Genomic DNA, 17000 nt, shown 5'->3' with positions numbered 1-17000 from the left:
TGAAAGGAATGTTTGGCGGCTGGTATCGGGCCAGCCGAGACTCACGGCAAAAACATCCAGTGAAATCTTATTGTCGCGCAAAAAATCCTGCGTCTTTTCAAGATGTTCTTGTTCCTGGCGCAACACCGGCGCCAGCGTATTCGCGCCAAGAAAAAAATGCGCGCGCACCAGGCCGCTATCTGATCCCGCATCGCGTGAGGCAACCAGCGGCATGTGGCACATGCTGCAATCTTGCTTTTTATCCGGGCGATAAAACTCAGGTACGGTTTCCCGCGAGAAGCTGCTACTCTGCCAGCTATCGTAGTCGTTGAGCACTTGCAGCCAATGGCCTTGATTCACCGGATAATCAACGGAAGCCTTGTGGCAAGAAGAGCAGAATTTGCCGGTTTCATCTGCAAGGAATGGTTTGAAATATGTTTGGCGATGCGGCCGGGGATTCAGATGCACAAACCAGGCATAAATCTTTCTCAGGGCGGCATTCTCACTATTGGCGAGCTCCGACAAACCCGGCGTTTCCATGACGTAATTTGCCTGGCCGGTCGTGCCTTTCATGCGGGCAATCGCATGACATGAGACGCATCCGATGCTGCCATGCGCGGCTGAGAGTTGCGACTGCTCCTCCGGCGTTTGGGCAGTAGCGCCGCTTAACAACAAAGCCGGCGTATGGCATCCGGCGCACCAATTCGAAGCAGCCTTGCCCTGGCTGGCTTCGAGTTCCGTAATCGCTGGTTTATACCACAAGCTTTCAAATGCGGGGAAATTATGCGCCGAGCTTTGCCACTGACGATAAATGTCCGGATGGCAACCTTGCGCGCCGCACGATTCGGAATTACCCAACGCCGAGACCTTAATGAATTTTTCGTCAACTGTGGCTGCTGCCGAGGGGAAAAAGGGCCCTTGTGCGCCGCCCATCGCGCTCTCCGCCATGCTGTACGTCGCCGGGACTGTGTTCTCGGCAATAATCTCATCACTGGGAACAATTGTTTTGTAGAAATGCGCCAACACCGGAACACAAATCGCAACAACGGCAACAACCATTAAGACTCGTCCGGCGGAATTGATGGGGTTGGCAACACTAATCTGATGGCCGATATTGCGAATGGCTTTGATGAGTAGAACAATCGCGAGCAGGCAGACAACGACATGCATCACCAGCGCGGTGTGATGTGATTTGCCGGCGCCCACGATCATCAAATAAAAACCCAGCGCCATGCCAAACATCAACAACCAATAACCCGAGTAGCCAAAGTAGCGCGCAATGTCATTGCCCTTGGGCGTTTCGCGGCGCAAAAATTTGTAGCCCTGATGCAGAAGCAATGCAAAACAAACTGCGCCTAAAGCGACGTGTAGGAAAACATTGATCAAATAAAGAATCGAGGTTTCCGTAAATGCCACCAAATAACCGCTGTTTAAGAAAAGGAGGATCAGGCCGATAACGATGAGCTTTTCGATGAGCGGATATGCCGGTTTGCCTGTGTGGGTGCTTGCCATTTTTCTCAATGCTTTCAAAAAATCTCGGCGGAAAAAATGCAATTGAAAATTTGTCGCGTGTTGTAAGGTTTACCTGACGTGCATTAAAAATCTTTAACCGAATTTTTATTCTAAATTTACCGCGTAGTAAGTCAAAGGCATAGGTACCTGCTTTCAAAGTCTTTGCGGAAGCCGGTGTGGTGATTTCGCAAGGTTGGAATTTTTGCTTCTACACGGCGGGAGGTGAGCGCAAATCTCGGGTATAGCGAAGGCATTTCAACCCCCAACCCTCTTACGCCGCTTCAGCAAACAGCAGCGCCAGCTCTTCGCGCAGCGTATCGCGCACGCCGAGCTGCTGCGCCAGGTGCATGCGCGTTTCCGCGCTAGCGGCTGCCGGGCGAGCACGCTTTTTGTTGTGAATTGCGGCCATCAAGGTTTGAGAAAAAGAGAGAATATCGCCGTCAACATAAGTCAAAACACCCGGGGGGCGGGAACCATTCTCGCTTGCAACGACCGTCACGCCCAGCATCAAAGCCTCCAGCACACTCGAAGAAACCCCGTCCACCACCGGTGTGCGAATGTAGACGTGACTGGCGTCGAGCACGGCTAAAAAATCACCGTGATCAAGATCACCGGCAACAAAAACGTGCGTCTGCAAGCCAAACCGCTGCAAACGTTCTTGCAATGCCTCATGCTCGCGATCAGCGCCGACCAGAATAATGCCCACATGCGGCAGGCTTTTCGTCACCTGCGCCAGCGCTTGCAATAAAAACTCGATATTGAAATCGTGGCGCAGATAAATATAGCTGCACACGACCGGCTCATGTCTGCGAATAAACTCGGTTAATGCTGCCGGCAGTGCGGCCTTGTCTTCAATGTATTCCATGCAGAATGCGGGAATCGGGACAATTTTTTCCGGACGAACGCCGTATTCGACAATGCGCGCCTTGACGTCTTCATTGTTGCAAATGATCTTACCGGCCATCAAAAAAATCAGACGGAAAATATTATCGAGCCAAAATTTATTTTGCTTGGGGAAATAATCCTGCACGACGCCGGCATGAAAGGTCAAAACCGCTGGGCGAAAAAAAAGCAAGCTAATAGATTCCGCGATTAAGGCTAAAACCGGGCTTTTGGTCGACTTGCCGTTGATGTGCATGTGAACGAGATAGCCCTGCATGCAAAACTTGAACACCTTCACCGCATAGTCAAGCCCGTGGTGAATCGGCACGAATTCTGTGGCATTAACCCGGCGGTTTTTGTTTGTGTTCATGACGGTGCAGACATGGCCGGCGCGTTCGATGTAACGCTTCAACATCTTTATGCGAACCGACCAGCCCGTGCCCGGCGGCGGATAAGGGCCGATTTGCAGAATACGATAAGGCATGGCTCTCGTTTCAACTCTTCAAATTTTCGAAGACATCCCAATCCGCCATACGCTTCATGTGTGAGGAAGCCATGCTCTCATTGCCTCGCGCCTCGGGTTCATGACGATGATAGATGATTATCGCGCCGGTATTCGCGCGAGCAGGCGCTTCATCAAAGTTAAAAACGATGCGGTCAGTCCAGCCGTGAGCGCTCAAGCGCAACTCGAACGGCCCTGCATTCGCGCCCTCCTGAGTTCCCGAGTATTCCCAGTCAAGCGCCGGCGCTTCACTGCCGCATGGCATGAGTATGGTGACAAATTGCGCTGGCATGCGCTGCTGCGAGCGCAGGCGCAAAACCGGAGCCGCCAACGTGCGGCCATATCCCGGCGCAATCCAGCCTTGATCGGCTTGCGCGCCGCCATGAAAAATTTCAGCAACAACTTGCGGCGCATTGAGATCTTGCAGCACAAGATTCTTGTGATCGGCTCTTCGCATGATGATTTGTTGCGATTGCCGGCGCAATTCAGCTTCCGGCGCAAAATGAAACCAGCGGTCAATTTCGTGTTCGCCGTCACCTGCCAGCCTGTCAATGATGAGCCAGTAATCTCCGTGCCGGTAAAAAATACCGCGACGATGGCGCAATGCACATTCAAAGCCCACGTAGGTTGCTTCAACAAACGTATAATCCGTTTGACTGATATAGACGGATTGCGCAACGACCGGAACATGAGAATACCCCAAGCGGCCTACAATCCGGCAAGCGCTGCGGCCGTCAACGGTTATCGTGTTGTGCGCCATGCCGCTGCGAAAATGATTTTGCCAGTTCAACTCGCCGTTATAACACCACATGCCGGAGTCAATCAACAATGGCGCGCCGTGAGCACAGAGCGTGAACGAAAGCGCATCCGCATGGCCGTGCGCTGTTGAAACTATTTCATCAGAGTGCAGGCCGTGGCTTTGGGGTCCGCAATCAAAGATCAAATACTGCTGATCGTGACGCTCGTCGCCGCGCAGAATTGCGTAGCCGCTTTCCGCGAACAACCGGCTGCGCGGCGCAGCGCCGGCGCCTTCCAATGTTTGAAAACGTTGATGGCTCTCAGGCCCCAACAACCACAAGCATGCTTCGTCATATTCTCCCGCGGCCGCCTTCAAATCTCCGCGGTGAAACAATAAGGCGCTCAACGCCAATATCTGGCGAAAATCCCAGGCGGCACGCTTGCCGAAATAAAACGCCGTAGCGTCGTCGTTATCTCCGATCATGGGATGGCGGCCGTCGGGCTGCACGCTCCATTGCGAAAATTCTGCGGCTCTTTCCAATCGTTCCCGCATCTCGTGGGGCAACGCCACGCCGTTGCGTTGCGCCAAAATAGCCGCCAACAAATAAAGGCCCAGCGTGAAATGATGATATGAAATCGCCTGTTCGACCGACATGCCGTCGTGGTGAAACTGTTTGGTTGCTTCCGTGACGAGCAGGGTCCAGCCTTTTTCGCGCCAATGCGATGCTTCTCTAAACTCGGGAAAGAGCGTGCCTAGGAAAAAAAGCGCGACCGCTTCCCCAATAAGATGATTATAAGGGCTGGTAAAAAACGAGAAGTGACGATTAACATACTGTCCGTGCAATTGCAGCACCCGCAGGAATTGCGCATGCAGCCGCGCCTCCAGGGCGTTTGCATCCAGACAAAAAAAATATCCCCAAATCCATGACAGCGCGCGCAAGCCCACTTCCAACGCGCTGGTCCAATTTACCCCGTAGAGAAAAGGGTTTTGTGCGATCCAGCTCGTGCATTGCGCAAAGAACTCATTGGAATAATTGTCATCGTTGGTGAGCCAGTAGGCCTTACCGAGAACGGCAAAATGTTGATGGCGATTCAATTCCCAAACATGCTTGACATCGCCCGGCAATCGCCGGTCGCCGTCGGCCTGGCCGTAAAACTTAAGCTCGGTATAAAATTTTCTCGGCCACGATTCGAGCGAAAGAGGATCGCGGTGCCAATCGATTTCACCGGGGAAATCGTTGCTCACACCAAAAAACGAGAATTTGTGATTGAGCAGCTTTTCAGCTTCCGACAATGTTTGAGACAACACGCCCGGCAGATGCTGTTTAATCAACGCCGTGATCTCCGGGCGATCATTGCCGGAGAAAAAAAATCTGGGTTGCGCGCGATGATACCCGCTGCCCTTCACCCGCGCGCGCATGTGTTCGAGCAAATATTCTTCGGCAGCGCGCCACCGCCCGTTAGCAACGGCGTCTGCAAATGGCCCCTGATGATCCGAAGGCAGCTCGAATGTCGGCAAGAAGCGCCCCGGCGCCAGCAAGCCTTCCGGCCGTTTATGCGTGACTTTCGCCAGCTTTTTTGTGCCCGCCATTTTAAGGCGATACCCGACTTCGCCGGGAGACATGTTTTTAAGCTTTTTCAGGTTCATCACGGATGATCGCAAAAAGTTAATCCTGGCACATTTGCATGAGCCAATGGTTATAACGGCGGAAAACATGCCGGTTGAACAAATACACCGCGAGCGAAAGGCGGTCGCGCATGGTCATCACTTTCTTGCGCATGACTGCACTGTAATTGTTAATGACGTGCTTGATCCAAAAAATCTTGAACAGCAGATCATTTTCGATGGGGTCATGCTCCCGCCCAGCGCCGCGATTGTAGCCTGCAAGAAAGGCGTTTTGAACGCGGCGAATTGCTTCGACATTGAAACTGGGTTTGTGCAAATACCCTTCGACGCGATGGTGGAAGTAAGCGGCGTCATTATAAAGCGAGCCGGATTTAAACGTGGCGAAATCCATCACCGTTACGCCGGCAGGGCCAACCAGAACATTGAACGGCGCATAATCGCCGTGACAGCCGCATTGTCCACACTGGCCACCCGGCACTTGTGCAATGGCATTTTCCAAAAATTTCAGAACCTGCTTGCGGTTGCTCTCGGAAAACGGCGCTTCGCCTTCGACCAATCGTTGCAGACGAATATCGACGTATTCCAGCAATTCGACGGGGTTAAATTTTTGAGGTTCCACGGTTGCGCGTTGGATCGCCGCCAAAGCTTCACCCGCGCGCCGGCACGCAACTAAAACGTCTTCGAGCTTGCTGCTGTCATGCCAGAGCTTGCACGACGATTCGAGTGCATTGGCCAGCGGCTCGCCCTGCGCCTCTTCGGTAACGATGGTTAAGAGGTCGAGATAGTAGGCAATCGGTTTGACGACGGCGTATTTCTGGCTGCCATTGAGATGCGCTTGCAACCGCCGCGCCGTCTCAAATTCATTCTTGAGCTTGGCGCGCGGCTTGGCAGGATTATCCCGGTGCCGCGGAGAGAGTTTATAAACTTTGGTATAAACAATACGCGCTGATGGTTCTTCCGCGCTTTCTACGCGCAGGCGATAGATGGTCGAGTAGGCGCGTTGTGATTTGCCTGTCAGCGTGATCTTCCCGGGCTTTGTGCCGCGCCACAGGCCAGTGGTTTCGGGAGAAGAAAGCCGCCGAATCACTTCTTCAATCGCTTCAACCATGACGCAGGCATTTCATGAATTCGAGATGCAATTGCTTGGTCAACTCCATGCCATTGTATTTGGTGAAAGCCCCGTTGACGGAAGGCGGCTGCAAACCGCCGTTACGGAAATCATGCACGAGCTTCAACAAGCAGTTCTCAATTTCAGCGAGGTTGTCCGGATCCGCGATCATGCCGAGATTGTTTTCGCGCACCACGTCAGCGGTCGCGCCCCGCGGCGTGATCGCCAAAATCATTTTGCGCATGCCGATGTATTCGAAAATCTTGCCGGGCACGGACATGCTCGTGCCGGGCTGCAAAATCAACAGGACATCGCTTTCGAGTTGATACTGCAATGCTTCCTGATGTGAAACCGGCGGCATGACTTGAATCACTTGGCGCAACGCGTCGCCGCACTCAAAACTGCTGTACAGCTCCGGCGCCACCGTTCCGACAAAGCGCAATTCCAATTCATGCGGCGCCACGCCGTGCTTGGAAATAAGATTATCGCAGGCCGTAAAAAAATTTTGAGGATTGCGCTTGCGGTAAAGCGCGCCAGTATGCGTAATCACCAGCTTTTTTGCGGAACGCGCGGGCGCAATCGGATGGATGCCGGCGAAATCTTGCGGATCGAAGCCGTTCGTGATCACGGAAAATTTTTGCGCAAGCTGTGGGCCGTAATACTCGGCAAAGTCGCTCTTGATCCATTCCGTATTCAAAATCACCCGGTCAGCGGCGAGCACGAATTGCCGTTCCAAATATGTCGCAGATTTCCCACGCAAAGACTCGCCAAGGATCTCAGCCTTCCACGGCGCACGCGCCCATGGATCGCGGAAATCCGCCACCCACGGCAACCCGGTCATTTTCTTTAGTAAATGCGCAACTAAATGATCGGTAAACGGCGGCGCAGTCGAGTAGATCAGATCGAATTTCTCCCGCCGATGCAATTTCATGCCGCGCGCAACGGCATACGGCAACCAATTCACATCCTTATCCGGGATGGTGAATAAATCATAAATAAGATCTTTCGCCTTTTGCATCGCGCCGCGCCGTTTGGGCGCGTTGCTCGCTGCTGCCGCTTTTGCCGGCGCAGAGTTTTTTGCAGATTTCGACGTTACCGGCGGAACTTTTGGCTTCGGCGCCGGAGAACTCGCCTGGCGGCCGCGCAACACATCTTTCAGGTGAAACATGCTCGCGGCGCCTTGAAAAACGGGCGTCGACTCGAGGGCGATCTCTGCTGGAATTTTCTTCACGAGATCGCGATCAATCGGCGAGTGCGTAGGATAGTAGCGTTCTGCGGGAGTGAGAACAGTGAGATCCCAACCCAGTTCCGGCAAATAACGCGCGAAGCGCACGCTGCGATGCACGCCGGCGCGCGCTAACGGAGGAAAAATGTAGGCAATAAATAATACTTTTTTGCGTGACCGTGACAAGAGTCACCCCTCTGCTGTGAATGCAATGAGTCTAGTGCTGGAGGTGATTTAGATTGTGCGAACGTGAAGGTCGCATCGCCGCGCAGAAAAGCTGCCGTCTGCAGTGATCCAGCCAGTCTGAGCCGCATCGCAATTCGAACGCAACCGACCTGGCAAACTGAGGGTTTCAGCACGGCTGCTTCAGGCTGTGCGAAAGTGTTTCGTTGCAGCGCCGGTTGAAACCATCGAAGCCTGAGGAGGCAACGTTGGCAGGCTCAGAGTGCAGCCAGCTCAGGCTTTCGCACAGCCCGAAAGCTCGCGGCCTGCATTACCAACACAAGCCAAAGTAATTCGGCTGCGAGCTTGCGTTATCCGGCAGCAAACGCACGAGATCGATGATGATCTGCTCGGGTTTGCGTTTGTCGAAGATGCTCGCGAATTCGCGATTGCCGTTGCCGATGACGATGACTTCGGCAAAATCAACGATTTCATCGAGAGACCGGCACAGCAAGGAGGACAGATGTGGAATTTCTTTTTCGATGTATTCTTTGTTGCCGCCCATCAAGCGGGCCATGGAAACATCGCGATCGAAAACACGCAACTCATATCCCTTGCCCAGCAGGGTTTCCGTCAACAAAACCAGCGGGCTTTCACGCAAATCATCGGTTCCCGCCTTGAAACTCAAACCCAGAACACCGATTTTGCGTTTCCCCTGCGCCAAAACCATTTCCAGCAGCGGCAGGCTCAAATCATGAGATTTGGCGTGATACAGCAAGGCGCGCAAATCCTTCGGCAAACACGAGCCCCCAAATGCAAAACCCGGGCGCAAGTAGGCTTTCGATATATTGAGCTTGGTATCTTTGAAAAACATCTCCATAACTTCATGGCTGTCGATGCCGAGACTCTTGCAATATGAGCCAAGCTCGTTGGCGAAGGAGATCTTCAAGGCGTGATAAATATTGCTGGCATACTTCACGGTTTCGGCCACTTCCAAATTTGTCACATAAAACGGCGCGGTTATATCTTTATACAGTTCGCGCACTTTTTCCGCGCTGGCCTGATCGCGCACGCCGACAATCGTGAACGGCGGCGAATCAAAATCTTTCACCGAACTGCCTTCCCGCAAAAATTCCGGATTAAAGCAGATGCTGAAACCCTTGCCCAGCGCCTTGTTGGATTCCCGTTCGATCAGCGGAATGAGCTGGCGATTCACCGTGCCGGGCACAACCGTGCTGCGCACGACGACCAAATGATCTTCGCTTTTCGAACGCAGCGCTTGCGCGATGCTCTTGCACACGCCAAAAACGCTGTGCAGGCTCAAAGAGCCGTTGCCGCTGCTCGGCGTGCCGACGCAAATCAGACTGATTTCCGAATTCGCGATTGCTTCATCGATATTATCGGTGGCGCGCAACTTTCCATTCCGCACTTGCTGCAACACCAACTCGCCGATCTCTTCTTCCACAATCGGACTCTTGCCGTCATTCAGCAAGCCCACTTTTTGGGCATTGACATCCACACCAATGACTTGATGGCCCAAGCGCGCAAAGCACGCGCTCGTTACTGTTCCGACATAACCAAGTCCAAATATGCTGATTCTCATAATGTCCTCTTCTTCTAAGCGGGCTTCCTTGTCCTACATTCATAGTCGCGAAAGCGCAGCCGGGTAATTCATGGTAACAAATGTTCAAGCCTGTAAATCAAATCAATTAATCGAATATAGCTACCCGCAAAGCCACGCTTTGCGGACAAAAAACCGAAATAGATTCAGGTTTTACAGAATACTACAGCATCTCGCTTTCGTGCGGCATTCAATCTTGCGCATTGTTGAGCGCAGCGTTCTGCGAAAACTTTCCCAATTCAATTGTCGCAACAACTTCGTGCAAGGCCGGCACAGTGCGAATACGCTTCAATTCCAATAAGTCGCTGTTCGCATCGACAAACCCGTGCGCTGAAGTAACGGAGGAAACAAATCCACTGGCGCCCACCATGCGTTTGACCGCCGCGTTATAGTATTTGTATGGTCCGCTGTTGGGAACGGAAAAATGGCGAATGGGTTTGCCAAACTTTTTTTCCAGCGCAAGCTTGGACCCGGTAATCTCGTTTTGCGCATCTTGGTGAGCGGCGTTGGGCAGATTGAGATGCGTCACCGTATGCCCGCCGATACTCATGCCGTCGGCAATCATCTCGCGAACCTGATCCCAATTCAACATGATCCGCTCGACGGTCTCGCGCCAACCGGCCTCGGCGAGTTGGGTTCGAATTTGCTCGCGCACACTTTCACGAACGTTGCGATCATTGCTTTTGATAATCTTGACGACCTGGCGCTTGGCCTGCTCCCGCTCCTTCGCCGTGTTGAGTTTTAAATCATAGGTTGCGCCGTTGACCTTGACGTGGAATGAAGTCTTCGTGCTGCGCTCCAGCAAATAATTCACTTCCACCAGCCAAAGCGGCTCTTGGCGATCAATGCAATTTGTAGTTAAGTAAAAAATGCCGGTGGCGTTGTATTTTTTCAAAATTTTGGCGGCCACGAGATTGTCGGCATAGCCGTCGTCAAAAGTAAACACCACGGCGTTTTTGGGCAGCGGCCGGTGCGCCAGCACCGCGTCGACAACTTCATCGAGCGATACGACGCGATACTTTCTCGCGAAATAACGCACGTGGCGCTCGAACTCACGCACAGAAACGCTGATGCTGGGACTCGTATAAAAGTTATCCGGGGCGTCAACCACGGCGTGATAACGCAACAACGCGGCTCTTTTGTTGGGAAAAAGGATGCGCAGCAGGCCAAAAAAACCGCAATGAAACAACACGGCCTTGGCGATGTTTGTCACACGCATTTTGAGATGTCTTACACTCATAAACTTCCGTTCACGCTCCCGGTTCCCGCACGGTTTGCCACATCGTAAAGGTTTGCCCGCGATAATAATTCAGTATGCCCAACAACGAGGCATAATTGACGAGGCAAAAATAGTACGGCACATAAAACGCCCGGGGAATCGCGCCGCGCTGCGATTGCAGCCAGCCCACCGTGGCCAGCATGTAAAACAAAATCTGCCCGATTCCAATCACGAGAAAGAACGGCGATTGCGTGACCAACAATGCATTGCTGAGCAGCGCGCCCGCCATAAAAACCGGAATCAGCCAGCGCAGAAACTTGTGTGAAATGACTTGAATGGTAAAGAAACCAAAGCGCAGCGGATTCAAAACGCTGGCCACCCGCCACAGGCCGCGCCAGGCGCGATTGACAATGCGAACTTTGCGGCGAAACTCTTTTTCAAATGTCTCGCCGGCGTCTTCGTACGAAATCGCTTCCGGTTCATAGACATTGCGAAAGCCTTGCGCGGAAATTTGCAAGGGATTGACAAAGTCGCTGAGATCGGAGGGTTGCAGCGGTTTGAACAATTTTTTGCGAATGGCGTAAATCGCGCCGTCGCCGCCGACCAGCGAGCTGACATTGCTTTCCATTTTTTTTAGGGCAAGCTCATAACGCCAATAAAGATTCTCGCTCTCACTCGATTGGCTCGATCCTTCAACGTTATAGCGCGACTCGCCGGTGACGCAACCGACAGAGGGATCGGCAAAATTGCGCGCCATGTTGCGCACCACGGCGCGATGATACATGGCGTTGGCATCCGAAAAAATCACAATCTCACCGCGGGCATGCGGCATCGCGGCGTTCAAACCGGCGGTTTTGCCGCCCCGTTCCGGCATGCGCAGCAATCGCACGTTTTGCGCTTCATATTCGCGCACAATAGCGTCCGTGCCGTCTTCCGAACAATCGGAAATCACAATAATATCCAACTTCGCGCGCGGATAGTCGAGATTGATGCTGTTCTCGATTTTGCGGCGAATGACATTTTCTTCGTTGTAGGCGCTGATCATCAGCGTCACGACAGGCTCAATTTCGGCGCGCTGCACCGGTTTGGCGGGAAGAAAACGATTCATCGCCCACAGCAAAAGCGGATAGCCGACATAAACCCATAAAATGAGAAAAACACAAATCCAGAAAAAGGCAAGCATGCTTCGTCAATTCTCAAAGTCACACAATCCCAAACAATAAAGCGGCAGATTTGCTTACGGAATATTCTTTACAATCGCGGGACCGACCAGGCGCGTGACCGCGAGCGGCAGCCGCTGCCAGATTTGAATCGCCATTTGATATTTGGCGTTATGCGGGCTGAGATCAGGCAGGGTATCCGAACCGTTGGAGAGCCAGTATTGCCAATGCAATTGCACCGGCTTGGCGCCCCATTGTTCTTTGAATTTATAAGTGCCCTCATTCAACGTGCAGCGTCCGAAATCAAAAACTTTGTAGCCTTGCTGAATCGCAAATTCCAGCACGCCCCAATAGAGCAACATGTTGGGCGCCAGCGCGTTGAACTTGCGCAGGCTGGAAGCCCAGGGAATTTCCAACGTCTCGCGGAACCCGAACACGAAACCGGAGGCCAGCGGCTCCTGCTCGCGATAAACTGTGCAGATATGGGCGTTGCTCGGAAAGGCCGCCAGAATATTTGCAAAAAACTTCATCGGATACACCGGCGTTCCGAGATCGCGCATGTTGCTGGTAAAAACGTGATAAAAATTTTCCAACTCCTCTTCGCGGCCAACGCGATAGGTCAGGCCTTCCTTCTGCGGCTTGCGAATCTGGCTGCGCAACTTCGCTTTGAAGTTCTTCATCAGTGTGTCGGTGTCCGCGGGCAGCTCCAACAGCATCGAAACTTTATGCGTCTTGGTCGGCAGATTTGACAGCGCCGAGGATTCATGCCGCAGTTCAAGATGCGCCACTTTCAGATCCTTGGCGAGCCTTGTGGCATACTCATACAAAGCGGCGCGCGCCGCCTCATCTTGCGCCACGATGCCGCCATAATTCAAATAAGGCAGAGAAACCAGAAAGGAGCCGAAAAGCTTGCTGCGCATATGCGTCACCGGCAAAACGCCGCGCCATCTGCCATGGTCGCGCGCAACCAGATAATGACACGGATGGGAAAAAGTTTTTTCGATGACTTGCTTCCAGCCGCTGAGATGCGGCCCGCGGCTATCCGGGTGTTCCGTAACGAAGCGATCCCATTCGTCAAACTGTGCGTGGAGGGTTTCGACAATCATGATGCGGGCACGCTCGCGTGAAGTTTGCCATTGCCATAATGAGCAGGCATGGCCGTGCGCGGCCAGTCGGTTTGAATCTCCGTGTCGGCCAACACTTCGCTCACCGTGCCGAATGAAAACTCATCCAACAAGCGGCGCAAGCGTTCCTCCGTCAATGCCAGATTGCCATAGTGGCGCATGGTTTTGAACAAGCCGACCTTGAGTCGCGGCAGATCCGCGTCGACCTCCCAAGGATGCAGATAAAGAATAGCCGGGCGGCCCTCGGCGTTGATTTGCCGCACACTGCGTTGAATGAACCAATAGGGATAAAGCCGGAGATAACCGCCGCCGGCCATCGGAAAATTTTTCTTCATCAGCACGACGGTGGAGAGAGGAAATTCAATGAGACGGGTTTGGTTTAAGAAGCGTATCTCAAAGGGAAACCGCGGCGCATCCGGAATGCCGTAGAGATCGTGCTTTACCGGGAAAATGCTCGAATCATAAACCAGGCCGAGATCCGCCAGAGTTTGCCAGGCCCACATCGACGAGCGCGTGATGGAATACGTCGGCGCGCGATAGCCCAGAACGCGCTCACCGGTGATGTTTTCCAAAATGAGCAGGGATTTTTCAACATCGGAGGTGAATTCCTTACGCGTCTGTTCATAAACAATCTGGTGGGCATAGCCATGACTGGCGATTTCATGGCCATGTTCTTTGATGGCAACAACGATTTCGGGGTAGCGTTCCGCCACCCAACCGAGAATAAAAAAAGTCGCCTTGACGTTTTTTTCGGCGAATACATTGAGCACACGACAGGTATTTTGGACCACGGTGCTCTTCAGTTTGTCCCACTCGTCGCGCCGGATTTTCGTCCGGAACAACGACACGTGAAACCAGTCTTCGACATCGATGGTGATTGCGTTTTTGATGCCCATAATTCTCAATCAAGCGCAAGGCATTAACGGCAATGATTTTGTGCGAAATCATGCCGCCATATCCATGTAACAATAATCCATCCTTGGCATCAAATCTTGCAATCAACCGTTCCCTGGCGCTGCAAGTTTTTAGTCAAAAGCAAAATTGGCCGCAGCCATTAAAAATTCCGACTGATTTACCGCCATTGGCATAAAACTGCGGCAAAGGCAGGCGAAAAAGCTTTCGCCCGCCTCACGTAAAACGAAATCTTCAATTCTGATGTTCGAGATACCAGGCAACCGTGCGGTTCAGCCCTTCTTGAAATTTAATCTGAGGCGAGAACGAGAGGAGTTTTTGTGCCCGCTCGATGGAAGCCATTGAATGCTTGACATCGCCGGCGCGCCCATTCTCATAAATCGCGCCGATGTCTTTCTTCATGATTTGGTTGAGATGGCGCAACAATGTATTCAAACTATACCGCTCGCCACAAGCCACATTCATAAAATGGCCCGGCGCTTCAGGTGAGGTGCACGCCAGCAAATTTGCCTGCACGACATTATCGATATAGGTAAAATCGCGCGATTGTTCGCCGTCGCCAAAAACGATGGGCGATTTGCCGCTCATCAACGCCGTGATAAAACGTGGAATGACGGCGGCATATTGTGACTCGGGGTCCTGCTTCGGGCCAAAGACGTTGAAATAGCGCAGCGCCACGGTCGGCAAGCCATAGACATAGTAAAACGAAAGCGCATATCGCTCACCGGCAAGCTTGGAGGTGGCATAGGGTGAAATGGGATTCGGCGCCATACTCTCCTCTTTGGGCAGCGTTGGCGTATCACCATAAACCGAGGAAGACGAGGCAAACACAAAGCGCTTGACTTTGGCTTGCTTGGCCGCCCACAACATGTTGATCGTGCCGTTGACATTGACATCGTTGGAGGTGATCGGGTCATGCACGGAACGCGGAACCGAACCAAGCGCAGCCTGATGCAGCACGTAATCGACGCCGGCCATTGCTTTTTCGACGGCGACGCCATTCCGAATGTCGCCTTCAATCAACTCAAACCGGCCGTCAAATTCTGCGAGGTTCGAACGCTTACCTGTGGCAAAATTGTCGAGCACACGTACCTGTTCGCCGCGTTCGAGCAACGTGCGCACGATATTGCACCCGATAAAACCACCGCCTCCTGTCACTAGAAATAAAGCCATACCAAGCTCCTGATTGTTTATTTCACCTTTTCCTCGGTGTTGTAGTAGGAATAACCATAGTATTTATGGTCATAATAATACGGCAAAACCGCTTTTTGATTGTTGATGATCACACCGAGAATATTCAAGCCGGCATTGCGGATCAAATCCACCGCGCGTTGCACCACGGCTTTATGCGTTTCGCCGGCTTTGAGCACCAAAAGCGCGCCATCCATTTCCGGACTCAAAATCAGGGCATCGGTCACCGGGATGACGGGAGGGGAATCGACAATAATCGTGTCGAAATAAAATTTGATCTCGGAAAACAGATCCCGCATGCGCGCGGAATTAATCAACTCTGTCGGACTCGTCACCACGCCGCCGGAAGTCAACAACCGCAAGTTCTCAATCGGCGTTTGCTTGAAGCACGTGTCGAGCTTGCGCGTGCCCATCAGCACATCGGCAACGCCCTCTTCCTTGGGCATGCCAAAAAGCTGGTGAACGCGCGGCCGGCGCAAATCGCAATCGACTAAAATCGTTTTGGTGTTGCGGTAGCGCGCAATCGTACACGCCAGCAACGCCGCGATCGTGCTCTTCCCTTCGTTCATCTTCGCGCTCGTCACGAGAAAATTTTTCATCTCGTCGGCGGCGTACAGGTTTTTGAGCTTGGAGTATAACCGCCGAAACTCATTCGCTTCCGGCGTTTCGTCGCTAAAAACGGATACAATCGAATTTGTCAGAGACTTCTGCATAGATCCTCAACTGTTCCTCATGAACACACAACCGGCTACTCGGCTTGTTGGCATCCGCACTCCAGTTACGCGGCAAATCCAATCATGCCGGTCAAGCCTTCCGTGGCAAAGCTGCTCGCGTTCGAGATGATTTTTCCTGACGGCCATAATCGTCAACGGGATAGACAGCTTGCAAAGATCAAACTGAGGCGGCGCTTGCGATGCTTATTTGAGCACGGCATCGAACAGCAATTGCATGCCCTTGTGATCATACTCAGCCAGGCGTTTATTCCGCTTGGCGCGCTCGTATGCCGGGTTGAGCGCCATGGCCTTGTCAAATTGTTGAATGGCCTTGTGATTGACAAATTTGCTCATGATCACATACGCCACACCGAGATGATTGTACAAATCGGCATAGTTCGGGTATTTTTCGATCAATTCCTGCAATTGGCGAATGTGACGCCAGATCAGGCTGCTGCTCAGCTTTTTGCTGCCATAAATTACCCGCAAATAAAAATCCAAAATGAAGGAGGTGTCGGCCGGCTTGGTTACCTTTGCCAGCACCCGTTGCAAAGACTCGTATGCTTCTTCATACTTCTTTTCACGCATGAACCCGAGGCTTTGTTCGGTATGCTCATTGTAATACGAAGGGTTGATCTTTGCGGCTTTTTCGGTATTTTCGATGACTTTCTGATAGCAATTGACCGATAAGGCAAAGTCTTCCTTGGTAAAGGCATTCAGCACATACGCCAGCGCCAAATTGAAATAAGCATCGGCGTAATAGGGATTGCTATCCAAGGCGCGCAAAAATTGTTCGACGGCTTTTTTGCAATGCTCTTTCTTGAGATAGGCCAGGCCAAGATTATTGTGGAAATCGGCATACCCGGCCGACATCGAAATGGCTTGCTCCAAAACGGTGATGGCGTCATCAAAGCGCTTGACCGCGATATAAGCGCCGCCGAGATTGTTATAGATGCTCGAAATGCGGGGGTTGAGGATGATCGCTTCCTCAAACTCTACAATCGCTTCTTCGTACATGCCGCGCCGAAAAAACGCCTGGCCCAACAAGTTTTTCGTTTCCGCCTGATTGCTGTCCTGAAGCTTGTCCGCGAGCTGAATGAGCATCTGCACTTCGTCTTTCTTTTCGTCATGAAACTCGCGTGTCCTGACGCGCAACGTTTCGCGCGACCATTTGGGGTCGAACTCGCGCGTGCGCATCTCGAGCAGCGTGCCGTTGCGAAAGAACGAAGAGGTGATTCGCTTTTGCGGATCGTCGGTGGTTGTCTTGAGAAAATATTCTCCCTTGGGAGAACTGATCACATCATTGAATAGAAAATCAGCCATAG

General features: G+C 52.4%; 13 protein-coding genes. All 13 read right to left on the bottom strand.

Annotated elements, in window-relative coordinates:
* A partial coding sequence (locus tag FBQ85_09330) for a hypothetical protein (protein ID MDL1875349.1) occupies positions 1-1491 on the bottom strand: 1491 nt, incomplete at its 3' end.
* 271 nt (positions 1492-1762) lie between these two features.
* Positions 1763-2857: a glycosyltransferase family 4 protein gene (locus tag FBQ85_09325; protein ID MDL1875348.1), complete on the bottom strand. Its 1095-nt coding sequence runs from the start codon at positions 2855-2857 to the stop codon at positions 1763-1765.
* 10 nt (positions 2858-2867) lie between these two features.
* Positions 2868-5330, bottom strand: coding sequence for a hypothetical protein (locus FBQ85_09320; GenBank protein ID MDL1875347.1), 2463 nt, complete (start codon positions 5328-5330; stop codon positions 2868-2870).
* Complete coding sequence (locus FBQ85_09315; GenBank protein ID MDL1875346.1) at positions 5281-6348, bottom strand: hypothetical protein; 1068 nt, start codon at positions 6346-6348, stop codon at positions 5281-5283. Before FBQ85_09315 ends, FBQ85_09320 begins: the two co-directional genes overlap by 50 nt.
* A complete protein-coding gene (locus FBQ85_09310; protein ID MDL1875345.1) occupies positions 6341-7759 on the bottom strand; it encodes a glycosyltransferase family 4 protein in 1419 nt (472 codons plus the stop codon). Before FBQ85_09310 ends, FBQ85_09315 begins: the two co-directional genes overlap by 8 nt.
* A 307-nt stretch (positions 7760-8066) precedes the next feature.
* On the bottom strand, positions 8067-9338 hold the full coding sequence (locus tag FBQ85_09305; GenBank protein MDL1875344.1) for a UDP-glucose/GDP-mannose dehydrogenase family protein: 1272 nt from the start codon (positions 9336-9338) through the stop codon (positions 8067-8069).
* A 208-nt stretch (positions 9339-9546) separates the two neighbouring features.
* A complete protein-coding gene (locus tag FBQ85_09300) occupies positions 9547-10596 on the bottom strand; it encodes a hypothetical protein (GenBank protein MDL1875343.1) in 1050 nt (349 codons plus the stop codon).
* Between the two features lie 10 nt (positions 10597-10606).
* Entirely contained in the window at positions 10607-11758 is a 1152-nt protein-coding gene (locus tag FBQ85_09295) for a glycosyltransferase family 2 protein (protein MDL1875342.1), read from the bottom strand.
* Positions 11759-11812: 54 nt separating this feature from the next.
* Positions 11813-12841: a FemAB family PEP-CTERM system-associated protein gene (locus tag FBQ85_09290; GenBank protein MDL1875341.1), complete on the bottom strand. Its 1029-nt coding sequence runs from the start codon at positions 12839-12841 to the stop codon at positions 11813-11815.
* Positions 12838-13749 carry a DUF3473 domain-containing protein gene (locus FBQ85_09285; protein ID MDL1875340.1) on the bottom strand — a complete coding sequence of 304 codons (912 nt, stop codon included), beginning with the start codon at positions 13747-13749 and terminating at the stop codon, positions 12838-12840. Before FBQ85_09285 ends, FBQ85_09290 begins: the two co-directional genes overlap by 4 nt.
* 256 nt (positions 13750-14005) lie before the next feature.
* Positions 14006-14944, bottom strand: a complete 939-nt coding sequence (locus tag FBQ85_09280) for an SDR family oxidoreductase (GenBank protein MDL1875339.1) — start codon at positions 14942-14944, stop codon at positions 14006-14008.
* Between the two features lie 17 nt (positions 14945-14961).
* Positions 14962-15675 carry a CpsD/CapB family tyrosine-protein kinase gene (locus tag FBQ85_09275; protein MDL1875338.1) on the bottom strand — a complete coding sequence of 238 codons (714 nt, stop codon included), beginning with the start codon at positions 15673-15675 and terminating at the stop codon, positions 14962-14964.
* Between the two features lie 204 nt (positions 15676-15879).
* Positions 15880-16998 (bottom strand): tetratricopeptide repeat protein, encoded by a 1119-nt coding sequence (locus tag FBQ85_09270; GenBank protein MDL1875337.1) that lies wholly within the window; start codon positions 16996-16998, stop codon positions 15880-15882.
* Positions 16999-17000 lie beyond the last annotated feature (2 nt).

The sequence above is a fragment of the Cytophagia bacterium CHB2 genome (assembly GCA_030263535.1).
GTDB lineage: Bacteria > Zhuqueibacterota > Zhuqueibacteria > Zhuqueibacterales > Zhuqueibacteraceae > Coneutiohabitans.
This window is presented reverse-complemented; position numbering and strand designations above follow the sequence as displayed.

Bases quoted from the DNA above. Each gene is read 5' to 3' on its own strand.
- FBQ85_09270 (MDL1875337.1), bottom strand. From the start codon at position 16,998: ATGGCTGATTTTCTATTCAATGATGTGATCAGTTCTCCCAAGGGAGAA.
- FBQ85_09295 (MDL1875342.1), bottom strand. From the start codon at position 11,758: ATGCTTGCCTTTTTCTGGATTTGTGTTTTTCTCATTTTATGGGTTTAT.
- FBQ85_09280 (MDL1875339.1), bottom strand. From the start codon at position 14,944: ATGGCTTTATTTCTAGTGACAGGAGGCGGTGGTTTTATCGGGTGCAAT.
- FBQ85_09305 (MDL1875344.1), bottom strand. From the start codon at position 9,338: ATGAGAATCAGCATATTTGGACTTGGTTATGTCGGAACAGTAACGAGC.
- FBQ85_09315 (MDL1875346.1), bottom strand. From the start codon at position 6,348: ATGGTTGAAGCGATTGAAGAAGTGATTCGGCGGCTTTCTTCTCCCGAA.
- FBQ85_09320 (MDL1875347.1), bottom strand. From the start codon at position 5,330: ATGTTTTCCGCCGTTATAACCATTGGCTCATGCAAATGTGCCAGGATT.
- FBQ85_09290 (MDL1875341.1), bottom strand. From the start codon at position 12,841: ATGATTGTCGAAACCCTCCACGCACAGTTTGACGAATGGGATCGCTTC.
- FBQ85_09300 (MDL1875343.1), bottom strand. From the start codon at position 10,596: ATGAGTGTAAGACATCTCAAAATGCGTGTGACAAACATCGCCAAGGCC.
- FBQ85_09275 (MDL1875338.1), bottom strand. From the start codon at position 15,675: ATGCAGAAGTCTCTGACAAATTCGATTGTATCCGTTTTTAGCGACGAA.
- FBQ85_09325 (MDL1875348.1), bottom strand. From the start codon at position 2,857: ATGCCTTATCGTATTCTGCAAATCGGCCCTTATCCGCCGCCGGGCACG.